This is a genomic window from Sporichthyaceae bacterium (assembly GCA_036269075.1).
In the GTDB taxonomy this organism is placed as follows: domain Bacteria; phylum Actinomycetota; class Actinomycetes; order Sporichthyales; family Sporichthyaceae; genus DASQPJ01.
This window is the reverse complement of the sequence record DATASX010000117.1, coordinates 67,131-80,597: the sequence shown is the minus strand read 5'-3', so window position 1 is coordinate 80,597 and position 13,467 is coordinate 67,131. Positions and strand designations below refer to the sequence as shown.

Sequence of the window (13,467 nt, the reverse complement as noted above, 5' to 3'; positions counted from 1 at the left end):
ACCGACAGGCAGGGTTTACTCCCGACAGGCACGGTTTACGGTCGACGACTGCAACCGCCCAGGGCGCTGGCCGGGATCGCTAACCTGTGCCGGTGAATGAGGCGAACGACGAAGCATTGACGGCAGGCGCGGACACCCCGGAGCAGATCCGGATCCGGCGCGAGAAGTTGGACCGGATCCGCGCCGCCGGGCGGGAGCCGTACCCGGTCGGTTACCCGCGCACCTCCTCGATCGCCGAGGTGATCGCCGCCCACCCGGGCCTTGGACCGGACGTGTCGACCGGACAGACCGTCGGGATCGCCGGCCGCGTGCTGTTGTCCCGCACCGGGGGGAAGCTGTGCTTCGCGACGCTGCGGGACGGCACCGGCGACCTCCAGGTGATGCTGTCCTTGGACCGCGTCGGGGAGGAGGCGCTGGCGGCCTGGAAGACCGACGTCGACCTCGGCGACCACGTCGGTATCACCGGCGAGGTGATCACCTCCAAGCGTGGTGAGTTGTCGGTGCTGGCCGACTCCTGGGCGCTGACCGCGAAGTGCCTGCGGCCGCTGCCGGACAAGCACAAGGGCCTGTCCGACGCGGAGGCGTTGGTCCGGCAGCGCTATGTCGACCTGATCGTGAACCCCGAGGCCCGCCGGATGCTGGCGCTGCGCAGCGACGCCGTCCGCTCGCTGCGGAACACGCTGGCCGACGCCGGTTATCTCGAGGTCGAGACGCCGATGCTCCAGGCCATCCACGGCGGGGCGAACGCCCGCCCGTTCGTGACCCACATCAACGCCTACGACGTCGACCTGTACCTGCGGATCGCCCCGGAGTTGTACCTCAAGCGACTGGCGGTCGGCGGGGTGGAGAAGGTCTTCGAGATCAATCGGAATTTCCGGAACGAGGGCGTCGACGCCAGCCACAATCCAGAGTTCACGATGCTCGAGGCCTACGAGGCGTACGGCGACTACAACTCGATGGCTGAACTGACCCGTCGGCTCATCCAGAATGCGGCGCGGGACTCGCTCGGTTCCACGGTCATCCGGCACGGCGACGACGAGTACGACATCGGCGGCGAATGGCGTTCGGTCACCGTCAACGAGGGCCTCTCGGAGGTTCTCGGGGTCACGATCACCGCCGACACACCGCTGGCCGAACTGGTCGGGGTGTGCGAGAAGGCCGAGGTCCCCCTCGATCCGGCGTGGAATCGCGGCCAGGTCATTCTCGAGATGTACGAACGACTGCTCGAGGAGCACACTGTGCTGCCGACGTTCTATCGGGATTTCCCGACCGAGGTCTCTCCGTTGACCCGGGCGCATCGCATCGACCCGCGGCTGGCCGAACGGTGGGACCTGGTCGCATTCGGCCACGAGATCGGCACTGCGTACTCGGAGTTGATCGACCCGGTCGAGCAACGCGCTCGGTTCACCGCGCAATCGCTGCTCGCCGCCGGCGGAGATCCCGAGGCGATGCAGTTGGACGAGGATTTTCTGCGTGCCCTGGAGTACGCAATGCCGCCGACCGGTGGAATGGGCATGGGCGTGGATCGACTGCTCATGATGTTCACCGGTGCCAGCATCCGACAGACCGTGCTGTTCCCGTTCGTGCGTCCGCAGGGCCAGGTCGGCTCGTGAGTGAACTGCGCCGCGCCCGGACCTCCGACGTCCGGGCGATCCGGGCGTTCATCGACGCTTATGCCGATGAGCGGATCCTGCTGTCCAAGCCGTTGGTGAAGCTCTACGAGGATGTCCAGGAATTCTGGGTGGCCGTCCACGAGGGCGCGGTCGTCGGCTGCGGCGCGGTTCACGTGATGTGGGAGGATCTCGCCGAGGTCCGCACGCTTGCGGTCGTACCCCAATTGCGCGGTACCGGACTCGGGCATCTGCTGCTGCAACAGTTGATTGCCGCTGCCCGCGAACTCGGCGTACGTCGACTCTTCTGTCTGACCTTCGAGGCCGAATTCTTCTCCAAACACGGTTTCGTCGTGATCGACGATGTGCCGGTCGAGCACGAGGTGTTCGAGCAGATTCTGAAGTCGTACGACGAAGGCGTTGCGGAGTTCCTCGATCTGGAACGAGTGAAGCCGAACACTCTGGGCAACTCGCGGATGCTGCTGACGCTCTAGTGTCGCGCGGCACATTTGCCGAAAGACGCAAATCCTGGTTTGCTTTTCCCGCACGCGGTGCGTGCCGGCTTCGCCATCCAGGACAACGAGCGAGAGCAGGGGAATCCCCGCCATGGCATCAAAGACCCTCGTCTTTCTTGAGGACGACCTCGACGGCAGCGAGGCCGAGGAGACGGTGTCGTTCTCGCTCGACGGTGTCGCGTACGAGATCGACCTGTCGGCCAAGAACGCGGGCAAGCTGCGCGACGCTCTCGCGCTTTACATCGGTTCCGGTCGCCGGGTCGGTGGCCGGGCGGCTCGGGGTCGCGCCGTCGGCGCCAAGCCCGCCGCGCGTTCCGGTTCGGCGAACACCTCGGACATCCGGGAATGGGCGCGTAAGAAGGGCCTCGACGTGAGCGAGCGTGGGCGCATTCCGGCCACGATCATCGAGGCGTACAACAACGCGCACAAATAAGACGTAGCAACCAACCGGTCGGGGCCCGCCGCAGGCGGTGCCCCGACCGGCGTTTTTCATGAAACTCACTCCCGCCCACCGGCAGCCTCGTGCCCGTGGCGCGGCGCCGGCCCGAGCAGACGTCCAGTTCCCGGCGGGGAGGCTTCAGGTAAATCGATCTGCCGCCCGTTTCGCCCCGGTCCGCCAGGCCCGGCCCGATCCGCCCGGGCGCCGGCCGCGAAGTATCGGGAAGAAACCGTCGGCTCGTGCCGTTGACGTCGTACGCCGTGACCGCAGGCGGTGGTCCGGGGGGATCCGACCACCGCATCCGGCGACCAGACGTCACCAACGGGTCACGGATACAGTGATGACAGGCGTTGGATGGAATGCTCCACCCATCGCCGCCGAGCAGCCCAGGTTTGCCTCTGGCAACGTCAGGCACAGTAGGAGCGCTGCCATATGTTCGAGAGATTTACCGACCGAGCCCGTCGGGTTGTCGTCCTGGCCCAGGAAGAGGCCCGGATGCTCAACCACAACTACATCGGCACCGAGCACATCCTGCTCGGGCTGATCCACGAGGGCGAGGGCGTGGCGGCCAAGGCGTTGGAGAGCCTTGGCATCTCCCTGGAGGCCGTCCGGTCCCAGGTCGAGGAGATCATCGGCCAGGGCCAGCAGGCCCCGAGCGGGCACATCCCGTTCACGCCGCGCGCCAAGAAGGTCCTGGAGCTCTCGCTGCGCGAGGCGCTGCAGCTGGGCCACAACTACATCGGCACCGAGCACATCCTGCTGGGTCTGATCCGCGAGGGTGAGGGCGTCGCCGCCCAGGTGCTGGTCAAGCTCGGCGCCGACCTCAACCGCGTCCGCCAGCAGGTCATCCAGCTGTTGAGTGGCTACCAGGGCAAGGAGCCGGCCGCGTCCGGCGGGCCGGCCGAGGGCACGCCGTCGACTTCGCTGGTGCTCGACCAGTTCGGGCGCAACCTGACCCAGGCCGCCCGCGAGGGCAAGCTCGACCCGGTCATCGGGCGGGAGAAGGAAATAGAGCGCGTGATGCAGGTGCTCTCCCGCCGGACCAAGAACAACCCGGTGCTGATCGGCGAGCCCGGCGTCGGCAAGACCGCCGTGGTCGAGGGCCTGTCGCAGAAGATCGTCCGCGGCGAGGTCCCGGAGACGCTGAAGGACAAGCAGCTGTACACGCTCGACCTCGGCGCGCTGGTCGCGGGCTCCCGCTACCGCGGCGACTTCGAAGAGCGGCTGAAGAAGGTCCTGAAGGAGATCCGCACCCGCGGCGACATCATCCTGTTCATCGACGAGTTGCACACGCTGGTGGGCGCGGGTGCCGCCGAGGGCGCGATCGACGCCGCGTCGATCCTGAAGCCGATGCTGGCCCGCGGTGAGCTGCAGACGATCGGCGCCACCACGCTCGACGAGTACCGCAAGCACCTGGAGAAGGACGCCGCGCTCGAGCGCCGCTTCCAGCCGATCCAGGTCGCCGAGCCGTCGCTGCAGCACACCATCGAGATCCTCAAGGGTCTGCGCGACCGCTACGAGGCCCACCACCGGGTCTCGATCACCGACGCCGCGTTGGTGGCGGCGGCCACCCTGGCCGATCGCTACATCTCCGACCGGTTCCTGCCGGACAAGGCCATCGACCTGATCGACGAGGCCGGCTCGCGCATGCGGATCCGTCGTATGACCGCCCCGCCGGACCTGCGGGAGTTCGACGAGAAGATCGCCAACGTCCGCCGCGAGAAGGAATCGGCGATCGACGCCCAGGACTTCGAGAAGGCCGCATCCCTGCGCGACAGCGAGAAGCAACTGCTCGGGGAGAAGTCGCTCCGGGAGAAGGAGTGGAAGTCCGGCGACATGGACGTTGTCGCCGAGGTCGACGAGGAGCTGATCGCCGAGGTCCTGGCGACCGCCACCGGCATCCCGGTCTTCAAGCTGACCGAGGAGGAGTCGAGCCGTCTGCTCCGCATGGAGGACGAGCTGCACAAGCGCGTCATCGGGCAGCGCGAGGCGATCAAGGCCCTCTCGCAGGCGATCCGGCGTACCCGGGCCGGCCTGAAGGACCCGAAGCGCCCCGGTGGATCGTTCATCTTCGCCGGCCCGTCCGGCGTCGGTAAGACCGAGCTGTCCAAGACGCTGGCGGAGTTCCTGTTCGGCGACGAGGACTCGCTGATCGCCCTGGACATGTCCGAGTTCTCCGAGAAGCACACGGTCTCGCGGCTGTTCGGTTCGCCGCCGGGATACGTGGGCTACGAGGAGGGCGGCCAGCTCACCGAGAAGGTGCGCCGCAAGCCGTTCTCGGTCGTCCTGTTCGACGAGGTCGAGAAGGCCCACCCGGACATCTTCAACTCGCTGTTGCAGATCCTGGAGGACGGTCGCCTGACCGACGCCCAGGGCCGGGTCGTGGACTTCAAGAACACCGTGATCATCATGACCACGAACCTCGGTACCCGCGACATCTCGAAGGGCATCAACCTCGGCTTCGCCGCGGAGGGTAGCCACCAGACCGGGTACGAGCGGATGAAGCTCAAAGTCCAGGACGAGCTCAAGCAGCACTTCCGGCCGGAGTTCCTGAACCGGGTCGACGACATCGTGGTGTTCCACCAGCTGTCGCAGGACGAGATCATCCAGATCGTCGACCTGATGGTTGCCAAGCTCGACGACCGGATGAAGGACAAGGACATGGCCATCGAGGTCACGCCCGCGGCCAAGGCGTTGCTGGCCAAGCGCGGCTTCGACCCGGTCCTCGGCGCCCGGCCGCTGCGTCGCGCGATCCAGCGCGACGTCGAGGACGCGCTGTCCGAGAAGATCCTTTACTCGGAGCTCCGGCCGGGTCAGATCGTCGTGGTCGACGTGGAAGGCGAGGGCGACCAGGTCAAGTTCACCTTCCGGGGTGAGCCGAAGCCGCAGCCGATGCCCGACGCCCCGCCGGTCGAACTGCGTAACGACTGACCCTTCCGCACCTGACGCAACGGCGCGCCTCCCGATCTCGGGGGGCGCGTCGTTCTAATTTTCAATTGCCATGACTACCGCGACGCGTCCTCGTTCCGTCTACTGGCGCCGGCGTGCAATTTTGACGGCCGCCGCTTCCGTCGGCCTGCTCATGCTGGTCCATTCGTGCGCGAGCAGTGGCCCGCCGCACCTGCAGGTCTCGACGCGGAAACTCCCGGCGGTGCCGGTGACCGACACCTACACACCGACCCCGACCCCGACCCCGACCGTCGCCGCCGCGCCGACCGGCGCACCCACTGGGGCGCCGACCGGCGCCCTGGCGATGCCGGGCGCCAACACGACCTCGGCCTACGCGGTCACGCCGTTGCCGTCCCCGGCGGGCGCCGTGCCGGCCAAGCCGGGCGCGACGGTGAAGCCCGGCAAGGGCAAGACGGCGGCCCCCGCTGCCGCCGTCCCGACCGCCGTTGCACCAGCGGCCCCACCGGCGATTCCGCGGTGCGCCAAGAACGACCTCGGCGTCGAACTGCGCGCTGACTCGAAGAGCTACTCCGAGTCGAGCAAGCCGAAGTTCTACATCGGCATCAGCAACATCGGGAACGCTCCCTGCCGGGTCGACCTGGGCTCGATCGCGCTGTCGTTCACCGTCCGCTCCGGGCCGGACCGGATCTGGTCGTCGCGGGACTGTCAGGGCAAGGGCGCCCACGACATCCGCACCCTGGCCCCCGGCCAGAAGCTCTGGGGCCGCTCGATCTGGAACCGGTCACGCTCGAAGCCAGGCTGCGCCACCGGCGACTCCGACGCCCGCCCCGGCACCTACACCCTCGACGGCTCCGCCGCCGGCGTGAAGGCCCAGAAGAAGGTCGTCTTCCGCATCCGCTGAGAGCCTGAATCTGACGCCTCGCGTATGAGAGTGCGCCCTGCGCGTATGAGAGTGCGCCCTGCGATCATCGATGATCGCAGCGCTCAGACGTAGCGCTCGAGGATCGATGACTCGGCCAGGCGGGACAGGCCCTCGCGCACCGAGCGGGCTCGGGATTCCCCGACGCCTTCCACGGCCTGGAGGTCGTCGATGCTGGCGGCCAGGAGCTTCTGCAGCCCGCCGAAGTGGTCGACCAGGCGCTCGATGACCAGCGCGGGGAGACGCGGGACCTTTGCCAGCAGCCGGAATCCACGAGGGCTGACCGCGGCGTCGAGGGCATCGGCCGACGCCGCGTGCCCGAGGGCGCGGGCCACCGTGGTCAGATCGAGCAGGTCACCGGCGGTGAGGCCGTTCAGCGAGTCGAGCACCACCTGCACCGTCAGCTTGCTGCGGCCGGACTGGGGCGGCAAGTAGTCGCGTGCGATCAGCTCGCGGTCCGGGTCGACCCCGGAGATCAGCTCGTCGAGCTGGAGGGCCAGCAGGCGGCCGTCGGCGCCCAGCTCGACCACGTAGCCCGCGATCTCACCGGCGATCCGGCGCACCATCTCCAGTCGCTGCGCCACGGCCGCGACGTCGCGGATCGTGACCAGGTCCTCTATCTCCAGGGCCGAGAGGGTGCCGGCGACCTCGTCGAGGCGCAGCTTGTAGCGCTCGAGAGTGGCCAGCGCCTGGTTGGCGCGGGCCAGGATCGCGCCGGAGTCCTCCAGCACGTGCCGGTTGCCGTTCAGGTACAACGCGATCAGGTTCATCGACTGGCTGACCGAGATCACCGGCAGGGCCACCTGCCGGGACACGCGGTCGGCGGTGCGGTGCCGGGTGCCGGACTCGGCCGTCGGGATGTTCGCGTCCGGCATCAGGTGCACGGCGGCCCGGACGATCTTCGTCGCGTCGCGGTCGAGGACGATCGCACCGTCCATCTTCGCCAGCTCACGCAGCCGGGTCGCGGAGAACTCGACATCGAGGGCGAACCCGCCGGTGCACATCGCCTCGACGGTCTTGTCGTGGCCGAGGACGATCAGCGCCCCGGTGTGGCCGCGCACGATGCGCTCCAGGCCTTCGCGCAGCGCTGTACCCGGCGCCACTGCGGCCAACGTCACCCGCAGCAGCGCCTCGTGCTCAGCGCCAGACCGGTCGATCGCTGACACGCTCCCCCGAGTCGGAAGGCTGTTGGGGCCAGATTCTACTTGTGCTACCAGGACGTTCGCGGTGAACACCGGACCAACCGATTTCGACCTGCGCCGTTGACGACGGTCCCACTGCGCACCGTCACTGGATCACGGAGAGCTGGCCGCCGCGCCGCGCAGGCGTAATTGCAGCTGTACCCGCTGCGGCCGCCGACCAAGCAGCCGCCAACGTCCCGACCTCGAGGACCGTCATCCCGTCCGGGGCGTTGCTCGCGCAACCGGGCGGCACCAGGGCCCGCCGGAAGCCCAGCCGAACCGCCTCGGCCAACCGCACGGTGATCCCGCTGGCCGGCCGCAGCTCACCGGCCAGACCGATCTCGCCGAGCGCCACCATGTCAACGGGGAGCGGCTGGTCTCCGGCCGCACTGGCCACCGCCAACGCCACCGCGAGATCCGCGCACGGGTCGGAGAGCCGCACACCGCCGACCGTCGAGGTGTAGACGTCCTTGTCGTGCAGGCGAACCCGGGCACGCCGTTCCAGCACCGCCAGGGTCAGCGCGATCCGGGCCGGGTCGAGCCCGGCCGTGGCCCGCCGCGGCGCGGGCGCCGGACTGGGCGCGACCAACGCCTGCACCTCGACCACCAGAGCTCGCCGGCCCTCGACCGTCACCGTCACGCACTGGCCGGACACGGCCACCGGGGCTCGGGACAGGAACAGCCCGCTCGGGTCGGGCAGTCCGAAGATGCCGTCGTCGGCCATCTCGAAGCAGGCCACCTCGTCGGCCGGGCCGTAGCGGTTCTTCACGCCCCGGACCATCCGCAGCCGACTGCCGCGTTCGCCCTCGAAGTGCAGCACCACGTCCACCAGGTGCTCGAGCATCCGGGGACCGGCGATCGCGCCGTCCTTGGTGACGTGGCCGACGAGCAGCGCCGACATTCCGCGTTCCTTGGCCAGCCGGGTGATCGCCCCGGCCACCTCGCGGACCTGGGCCACGCCACCGGCCGAGCCCTCGGCCTCGACGCTGGTGACCGTCTGCACTGAGTCGACCACCAGCAACGCCGGGGCGACGGTGTCGACGTGCTCGACGATCGCGGCCAGGTCGTTCTCGGCCGCCAGGTACAGGTTGGGGACCACGGCACGGACCCGCTCGGCCCGCAACCGCACCTGCGCGGCGGATTCCTCGCCGGTCACGTAGAGCACCTTCGCGCCCTGCCGGGCGGTGGCCGCAGCGACTTCGATCAGCAGCGTGGACTTGCCGACGCCAGGCTCGCCGGCCAGCAGCACGACCGCGCCGGGGACCAGTCCGCCGCCGAGGACCCGGTCCAACTCCGCGACGCCGCTGGGATTGTGCCGCGCGGCGGTGACGCTGACCTGATCGATCGGCAGGGCCGGGGACCGGGGGAAGGCACGGCTGCTCGGCCGCCGACCGCCGGGCGACCCGGACGCGATCGCCAACACCGTGCTCCAGGCCTGGCAGCCGCCGCAGCGCCCGACCCACTTCCCGGTCTGCCAGCCGCAGTCGGTGCACCGGAAGATTTCGCTGTGCTTCCCCATGCGTCCACGTTATTTGCCGGCACCGACAACTCCGGCGTGCCGCGCGGGAGCGGGTGCACCGGGTAAGGCGGAGGTCAGCCGAACCGACGGAACCAGAGGTTCACCGCAGCGTCGACGTCCCACCCGGCACCCCGCTCGTCGACCTCAGCCAGCGCTGCCTGGACCACCCCGGCGGGGAACTCGATCGCCAGCACCGCCGCGAGATCCTCGCGCCGGGTGAACCGCCACCGCACGTCCAACCGGCGCAGCACGAACCCGTTGCGCGCCCAGAACCGCTCCAGCCGGTCCGGATCGTGCTCGATCCCGTCCTCCCGCAGCCCGGCGGCGAACCACCGGCCGACCGACGACCGCGTCGCGTCGTGGTCCAGCACCACGACCGCCGCGCCGCGCCGGCACACCCGGGACAGTTCGCGCAGGCCCGGTTCGCAGCCGGGACCGAAGAAGTAGGCCCATCGGGCATGGGCCAGGTCGATCGAAGCGTCGGCCACCGGCAACCCCTGCGCCGTGCCCTGACGGACCGTCACATTCTTCAGTTGGGCAACCCGGCGCGTGGCCCGGGCGGCCAGTCCGGGGTGCGGCTCGACGCCGATCACACTGTCGGCGCACGCGGCCAGCCGGGGCAGGTGGAATCCCGCGCCGCAGCCGACGTCGAGCACGTCACCCCAGCCACGCTGGAACTGTGCCGCTTCGTTGCCAAGTGCACCCTCCAGTACGCCAATTGCAGGACTGAAGGCTCTTTCCGTCGGCGTACTTCCGGGTGCATTGGCAAGTGACGCCCCGTCGGACAGCAGTTCGTCGATGGCGGCCTCGATCACCCCGTCCGGGTCGACGGCGGTGTTCTCGAGTTCGTAGAGCTCCGGGTTCTCCCAGATGTTCGGGCTGGGAACCGTGCCGCCAGGAATGATCCCGGACGGGGTCATCCCGCCTGCCAGGTCCGTCCGGTCAGCCGTCGGTAGATCTCGCGGTAGCGCTCCCGAGTGGCAGCGACGACCTCGGCGGGCACCTCGGGCGCCGGGGGCTTACGGTCCCAGCCGGTGCCGGCCGCCCAGTCGCGGACGAATTGCTTGTCCAAGCCGTGCTGCGCCCGACCCGGCACCCAATCCTCGGCCGGCCAGAACCGCGAGGAGTCCGGGGTGAGCAACTCGTCGCCCAGGGTCAGCACGTCGTCGGAATCCAGCCCCAGCTCGATTTTCGTGTCGGCGACGATGATCCCGCGCTCCGCGGCGATCTGCGCCCCGCGCCGGTAGAGCTCGAGGGTCACCTCGCGCAGGCGCTCGCCCAGTGCCGGGCCCACCGCCTCGGCGACCTCGGCCGCGGTCATCGGCTCGTCGTGCGAGCCGACCGGCGCCTTCGTGGTCGGGGTGAAGATCGCCTCGGGCAAGCGCGAGGCCTCCGCCAACCCCGGCGGCAGCGCGACCCCGCTGACCCTGCCGGTCGCCTGGTACTGCGTGGTCCCGGACCCGGACAGATAGCCGCGGGCGACGCACTCGACCGGCACCATCCGCAACGGCCGGCAGCGGATCGCGCGCCCGGCAAATTCTGACGGTACGTCAGTCGCGGAGACGATGTGGTCCGGCACCACCCCGGCCAGTTGTTCGAACCACCACAGCGACAGGGCGGTCAGGATCGCGCCCTTCTCCGGGATCGGCGTCGGCAGGATGACGTCGAAGACCGAGACCCGGTCCGAGGCGACCAGGATCAGGTCGGCGCCGTCGCGATAGACGTCACGGACCTTGCCGGAGTGCAACAGCGTCAACTGGCCGCGATCCTCGGCGGAGCGGACCTCGTCCGGACCGACGCCGCTCGACCGGCTCGGCTCGGCCATCAGGCGGGGAGGTCGGCCGGGTGCGGGGCGACGGCGTTGCCAGCGTCGCGTTCGGCACACATCCCGGCGAGCACGGCGTAGGCCGCGTGGCCCATCAGCTCGCGCAGTTCCGGGCCGTAGCTGATCCAGACCGGTTCGCTGCCGACGTGGGCCTCGGTCGCCCCGGTGCACCACCAGTTCAGGTCGTGCCCGCCCGGGCCCCAGCCGCGGCGGTCGTACTCGCCGATGGTGACCTCCAGGTAGCTGGTCTCGTCCGGGCGTTGCACCTGGCGGTAGGACCGGCGGACCGGAAGCTGCCAGCACACGTCGGGCTTGATCTCCAACGGGTGGCGCCCGGTGCTCAGCGCGTGGCTGTGCAGCGCGCAGCCGGCACCGCCCGGGAAGCCTTCGCGGTTCAGGAAGATGCAGGCGCCGTCGACGACCCGGGTCTGCTTCGAGCCCTCCGAGTCCTTCTGCACGACGCTCTTGCGCCCGGCCTCGCGGTACTGCCACTCGTTAGCGGACAGCTCCTTGGCCGCCTTGCGCACCCGTTTCTCGTCCCCCGCGTCGGCGAAGTGCGCGCCGAGCGTGCAGCAACCGTCGGCGGCGCGTCCCGGCACGATCCCCTGGCAACCGCTGCCGTAGACGCAGGTCCAGCGGGAGGTGAGCCAGGTCAGGTCGGCCCGGAACACCTGATCGGGATCGTCCGGGTCTCCGAACTCCACCCAACTGCGGGGGAAGTCCAACATGACCTCGGGCATGCGGGTCAGCTTAGACGGCCGGGATGTACGGTCGGGCAATGCGGCTCGGCGTGCTGGACATCGGTTCCAACACGGTCCACCTGTTGGTCATGGACGCGCACCACGGTGCTCGGCCGTGGGCCGCGTACTCGCACAAGACCGAGTTGCGACTGGTCGATCACCTCCGGCGCGACGGTTATCTCGGGCGCCGCGGCGTGACCGAACTGGTCTCGATCGTCGCGCGGGCGCAGAAGATCGCCGAGCAGACCAACGCCGAGGAACTGTTGGCCTTCGCCACCTCGGCGATCCGCGACGCGAAGAACGCCGACGAGGTGCTCGGCGAGATCCGCAGCAAGACCGGGGTCGAGCTGGCCGTGCTGGCCGGCGACGACGAGGCCCGGCTCACCTTTCTCGCCGCGCGCCGGTGGTTCGGCTGGTCGGCCGGTCGGCTGCTGGTGCTGGACATCGGCGGCGGCTCGTTGGAGATGGCGGTCGGCGTCGACGAGGAACCGGAGACGGCGGTCTCGCTGCCGTTGGGCGCCGCCCGGCTGACCCGCTCGGCGATGCCCGGCGACCCGCCCGACCTGGAGACCGTCGAGGCGGTCCGGCGTCGCGCCCAGGGCGAACTCGCCACCACCGTGCCCAAGCTGCTCGGCACCGGCCCGGTCGACCGCGCCGTCGCGACGTCGAAGACGTTCAAGCAGTTGGCCCGGCTGGCCGGCGCCGCACCGAGTTCGGACGGCCGCTACGTGCGGCGGGTGCTCTCCCGCGTCGACCTGGGCTATTGGACGGGCAAGCTCAGCCGGATGACCGCGGCCGAGCGCGCCGAGCTGCCCGGGGTGTCCCCGGGTCGAGCCCAGCAGTTGCTCGCGGGCGCGATCGTGGCCGAGGCGGCATTGGAGGAGTGCGGACTGGACGAGGTGGAGATCTGCCCCTGGGCGCTCCGCGAAGGCGTCATCCTGCGCAGACTGGACTGGATCTTTGACAGCCAGATCTGAGGACGGGTTTCTTCGCCTGTCCGAGGCGAAGGTGTGTCTGTCGACCTCGTCGGTCTACCCGGAGTCGACCGGCGCGGCATTCGACATCGCGGCGTCGTTGGGATTCGACGGTGTCGAGGTCATGGTCGGCGTCGACCCGGTCAGCCAGGACGCGGCCGCGCTGCGGCACCTCTCGGATTATCACGGGCTGCCGATCACCGCGATCCACGCGCCCTGCCTGCTGATCACCCAGCGGGTGTGGAGCACCGACCCGTGGACGAAGCTGGAACGCGCCCGGGAGGTCGCCACCGAGCTCGGGGCCACCACCGTCGTGGTGCATCCGCCGTTCCGGTGGCAGCGGGAGTACGCGCGGACGTTCGTCGAGGGCCTCAACCGCATGACGCAGGAGACGCCGATCGCGTTCGCGGTGGAGAACATGTACCCGTGGCGGGCCGGCAACCGGGCCATGCAGGCCTACGCGCCGGACTGGGACATCCTCGAGCACGACTACCCGTCGGTGACCCTGGACCTTTCGCACACCTCGACCTCGCACTCCGACCCGCTGGCGATGATCGAGACGCTCGGCCACCGGCTGCGCCACCTGCACCTGGCCGACGGCTCCGGCACGAACAAGGACGAGCACCTGATCCCCGGCCGGGGCAACCAGCCCTGCGCCGCGGTGCTCGAGACGCTGACGGCCCGCGGCTTCAGCGGCAACGTCGTGCTGGAGGTGAACACCCGCCGCTGCTCGAACCGACAGCAGCGCGAGTCCGAGCTGATCGAGGCCCTGGCGTTCACCCGGTTGCACCTGGCCGCCCCGGTCGACCCGCCCCAGCACGCCTGACCCCCGCGC

Annotated in this window: 12 protein-coding genes; 7 read left to right on the top strand and 5 right to left on the bottom strand. The window is 69.6% G+C overall.

Annotation, left to right across the window (positions count from 1 at the left end; genetic code table 11):
- Positions 1–92 precede the first annotated feature (92 nt).
- From lysX to VHU88_21485, 5 genes are all read left to right on the top strand, one after another.
- On the top strand, positions 93–1,613 hold the full coding sequence (gene lysX, locus VHU88_21505) for a bifunctional lysylphosphatidylglycerol synthetase/lysine--tRNA ligase LysX (protein ID HEX3614276.1): 1,521 nt from the start codon (positions 93–95) through the stop codon (positions 1,611–1,613).
- Positions 1,610–2,104, top strand: a complete 495-nt coding sequence (locus VHU88_21500) for an amino-acid N-acetyltransferase (protein ID HEX3614275.1) — start codon at positions 1,610–1,612, stop codon at positions 2,102–2,104. The genes lysX and VHU88_21500 overlap by 4 nt, the downstream gene beginning before the upstream one ends.
- Before the next feature lie 112 nt (positions 2,105–2,216).
- Positions 2,217–2,558 carry an Lsr2 family protein gene (locus tag VHU88_21495; GenBank protein ID HEX3614274.1) on the top strand — a complete coding sequence of 114 codons (342 nt, stop codon included), beginning with the start codon at positions 2,217–2,219 and terminating at the stop codon, positions 2,556–2,558.
- A gap of 438 nt (positions 2,559–2,996) precedes the next feature.
- Positions 2,997–5,495: an ATP-dependent Clp protease ATP-binding subunit gene (locus VHU88_21490; protein HEX3614273.1), complete on the top strand. Its 2,499-nt coding sequence runs from the start codon at positions 2,997–2,999 to the stop codon at positions 5,493–5,495.
- Between the two features lie 151 nt (positions 5,496–5,646).
- Positions 5,647–6,375, top strand: a complete 729-nt coding sequence (locus VHU88_21485; protein ID HEX3614272.1) for a hypothetical protein — start codon at positions 5,647–5,649, stop codon at positions 6,373–6,375.
- 83 nt (positions 6,376–6,458) lie between these two features.
- On the opposite strand, the gene disA is transcribed toward VHU88_21485, so the two are convergent.
- From disA to VHU88_21460, 5 genes are all read right to left on the bottom strand, one after another.
- Complete coding sequence (disA, locus tag VHU88_21480) at positions 6,459–7,559, bottom strand: DNA integrity scanning diadenylate cyclase DisA (GenBank protein HEX3614271.1); 1,101 nt, start codon at positions 7,557–7,559, stop codon at positions 6,459–6,461.
- A 121-nt stretch (positions 7,560–7,680) separates the two neighbouring features.
- Positions 7,681–9,093, bottom strand: a complete 1,413-nt coding sequence (gene radA / locus VHU88_21475; protein HEX3614270.1) for a DNA repair protein RadA — start codon at positions 9,091–9,093, stop codon at positions 7,681–7,683.
- Between the two features lie 74 nt (positions 9,094–9,167).
- Positions 9,168–10,013: a class I SAM-dependent methyltransferase gene (locus VHU88_21470; protein HEX3614269.1), complete on the bottom strand. Its 846-nt coding sequence runs from the start codon at positions 10,011–10,013 to the stop codon at positions 9,168–9,170.
- Positions 10,010–10,918, bottom strand: coding sequence for a phosphoribosylaminoimidazolesuccinocarboxamide synthase (locus VHU88_21465; GenBank protein ID HEX3614268.1), 909 nt, complete (start codon positions 10,916–10,918; stop codon positions 10,010–10,012). Before VHU88_21465 ends, VHU88_21470 begins: the two co-directional genes overlap by 4 nt.
- Entirely contained in the window at positions 10,918–11,658 is a 741-nt protein-coding gene (locus tag VHU88_21460) for a hypothetical protein (protein ID HEX3614267.1), read from the bottom strand. The genes VHU88_21465 and VHU88_21460 overlap by 1 nt, the downstream gene beginning before the upstream one ends.
- 23 nt (positions 11,659–11,681) lie before the next feature.
- Here VHU88_21460 and VHU88_21455 point away from each other — a divergent pair, with 23 nt between their 5' ends.
- Together VHU88_21455 and VHU88_21450 are read left to right on the top strand one after the other, a co-directional pair.
- Positions 11,682–12,635 (top strand): Ppx/GppA phosphatase family protein, encoded by a 954-nt coding sequence (locus tag VHU88_21455; protein HEX3614266.1) that lies wholly within the window; start codon positions 11,682–11,684, stop codon positions 12,633–12,635.
- The gene (locus VHU88_21450) at positions 12,619–13,458 is read left to right on the top strand and encodes a sugar phosphate isomerase/epimerase (GenBank protein HEX3614265.1); all 840 of its coding nucleotides are present in this window, start codon (positions 12,619–12,621) and stop codon (positions 13,456–13,458) included. Before VHU88_21455 ends, VHU88_21450 begins: the two co-directional genes overlap by 17 nt.
- The last annotated feature ends 9 nt before the right edge of the window (positions 13,459–13,467 follow it).

What these genes read in the sequence shown, in the direction of transcription:
- VHU88_21495 (HEX3614274.1), top strand. Translation starts at nt 2,217, where the DNA reads ATGGCATCAAAGACCCTCGTCTTTCTTGAGGACGACCTCGACGGCAGC.
- VHU88_21490 (HEX3614273.1), top strand. Translation starts at nt 2,997, where the DNA reads ATGTTCGAGAGATTTACCGACCGAGCCCGTCGGGTTGTCGTCCTGGCC.
- VHU88_21485 (HEX3614272.1), top strand. Translation starts at nt 5,647, where the DNA reads ATGCTGGTCCATTCGTGCGCGAGCAGTGGCCCGCCGCACCTGCAGGTC.
- radA (HEX3614270.1), bottom strand. Translation starts at nt 9,093, where the DNA reads ATGGGGAAGCACAGCGAAATCTTCCGGTGCACCGACTGCGGCTGGCAG.
- VHU88_21470 (HEX3614269.1), bottom strand. Translation starts at nt 10,013, where the DNA reads ATGACCCCGTCCGGGATCATTCCTGGCGGCACGGTTCCCAGCCCGAAC.
- VHU88_21465 (HEX3614268.1), bottom strand. Translation starts at nt 10,918, where the DNA reads ATGGCCGAGCCGAGCCGGTCGAGCGGCGTCGGTCCGGACGAGGTCCGC.
- VHU88_21460 (HEX3614267.1), bottom strand. Translation starts at nt 11,658, where the DNA reads ATGCCCGAGGTCATGTTGGACTTCCCCCGCAGTTGGGTGGAGTTCGGA.
- VHU88_21455 (HEX3614266.1), top strand. Translation starts at nt 11,682, where the DNA reads ATGTACGGTCGGGCAATGCGGCTCGGCGTGCTGGACATCGGTTCCAAC.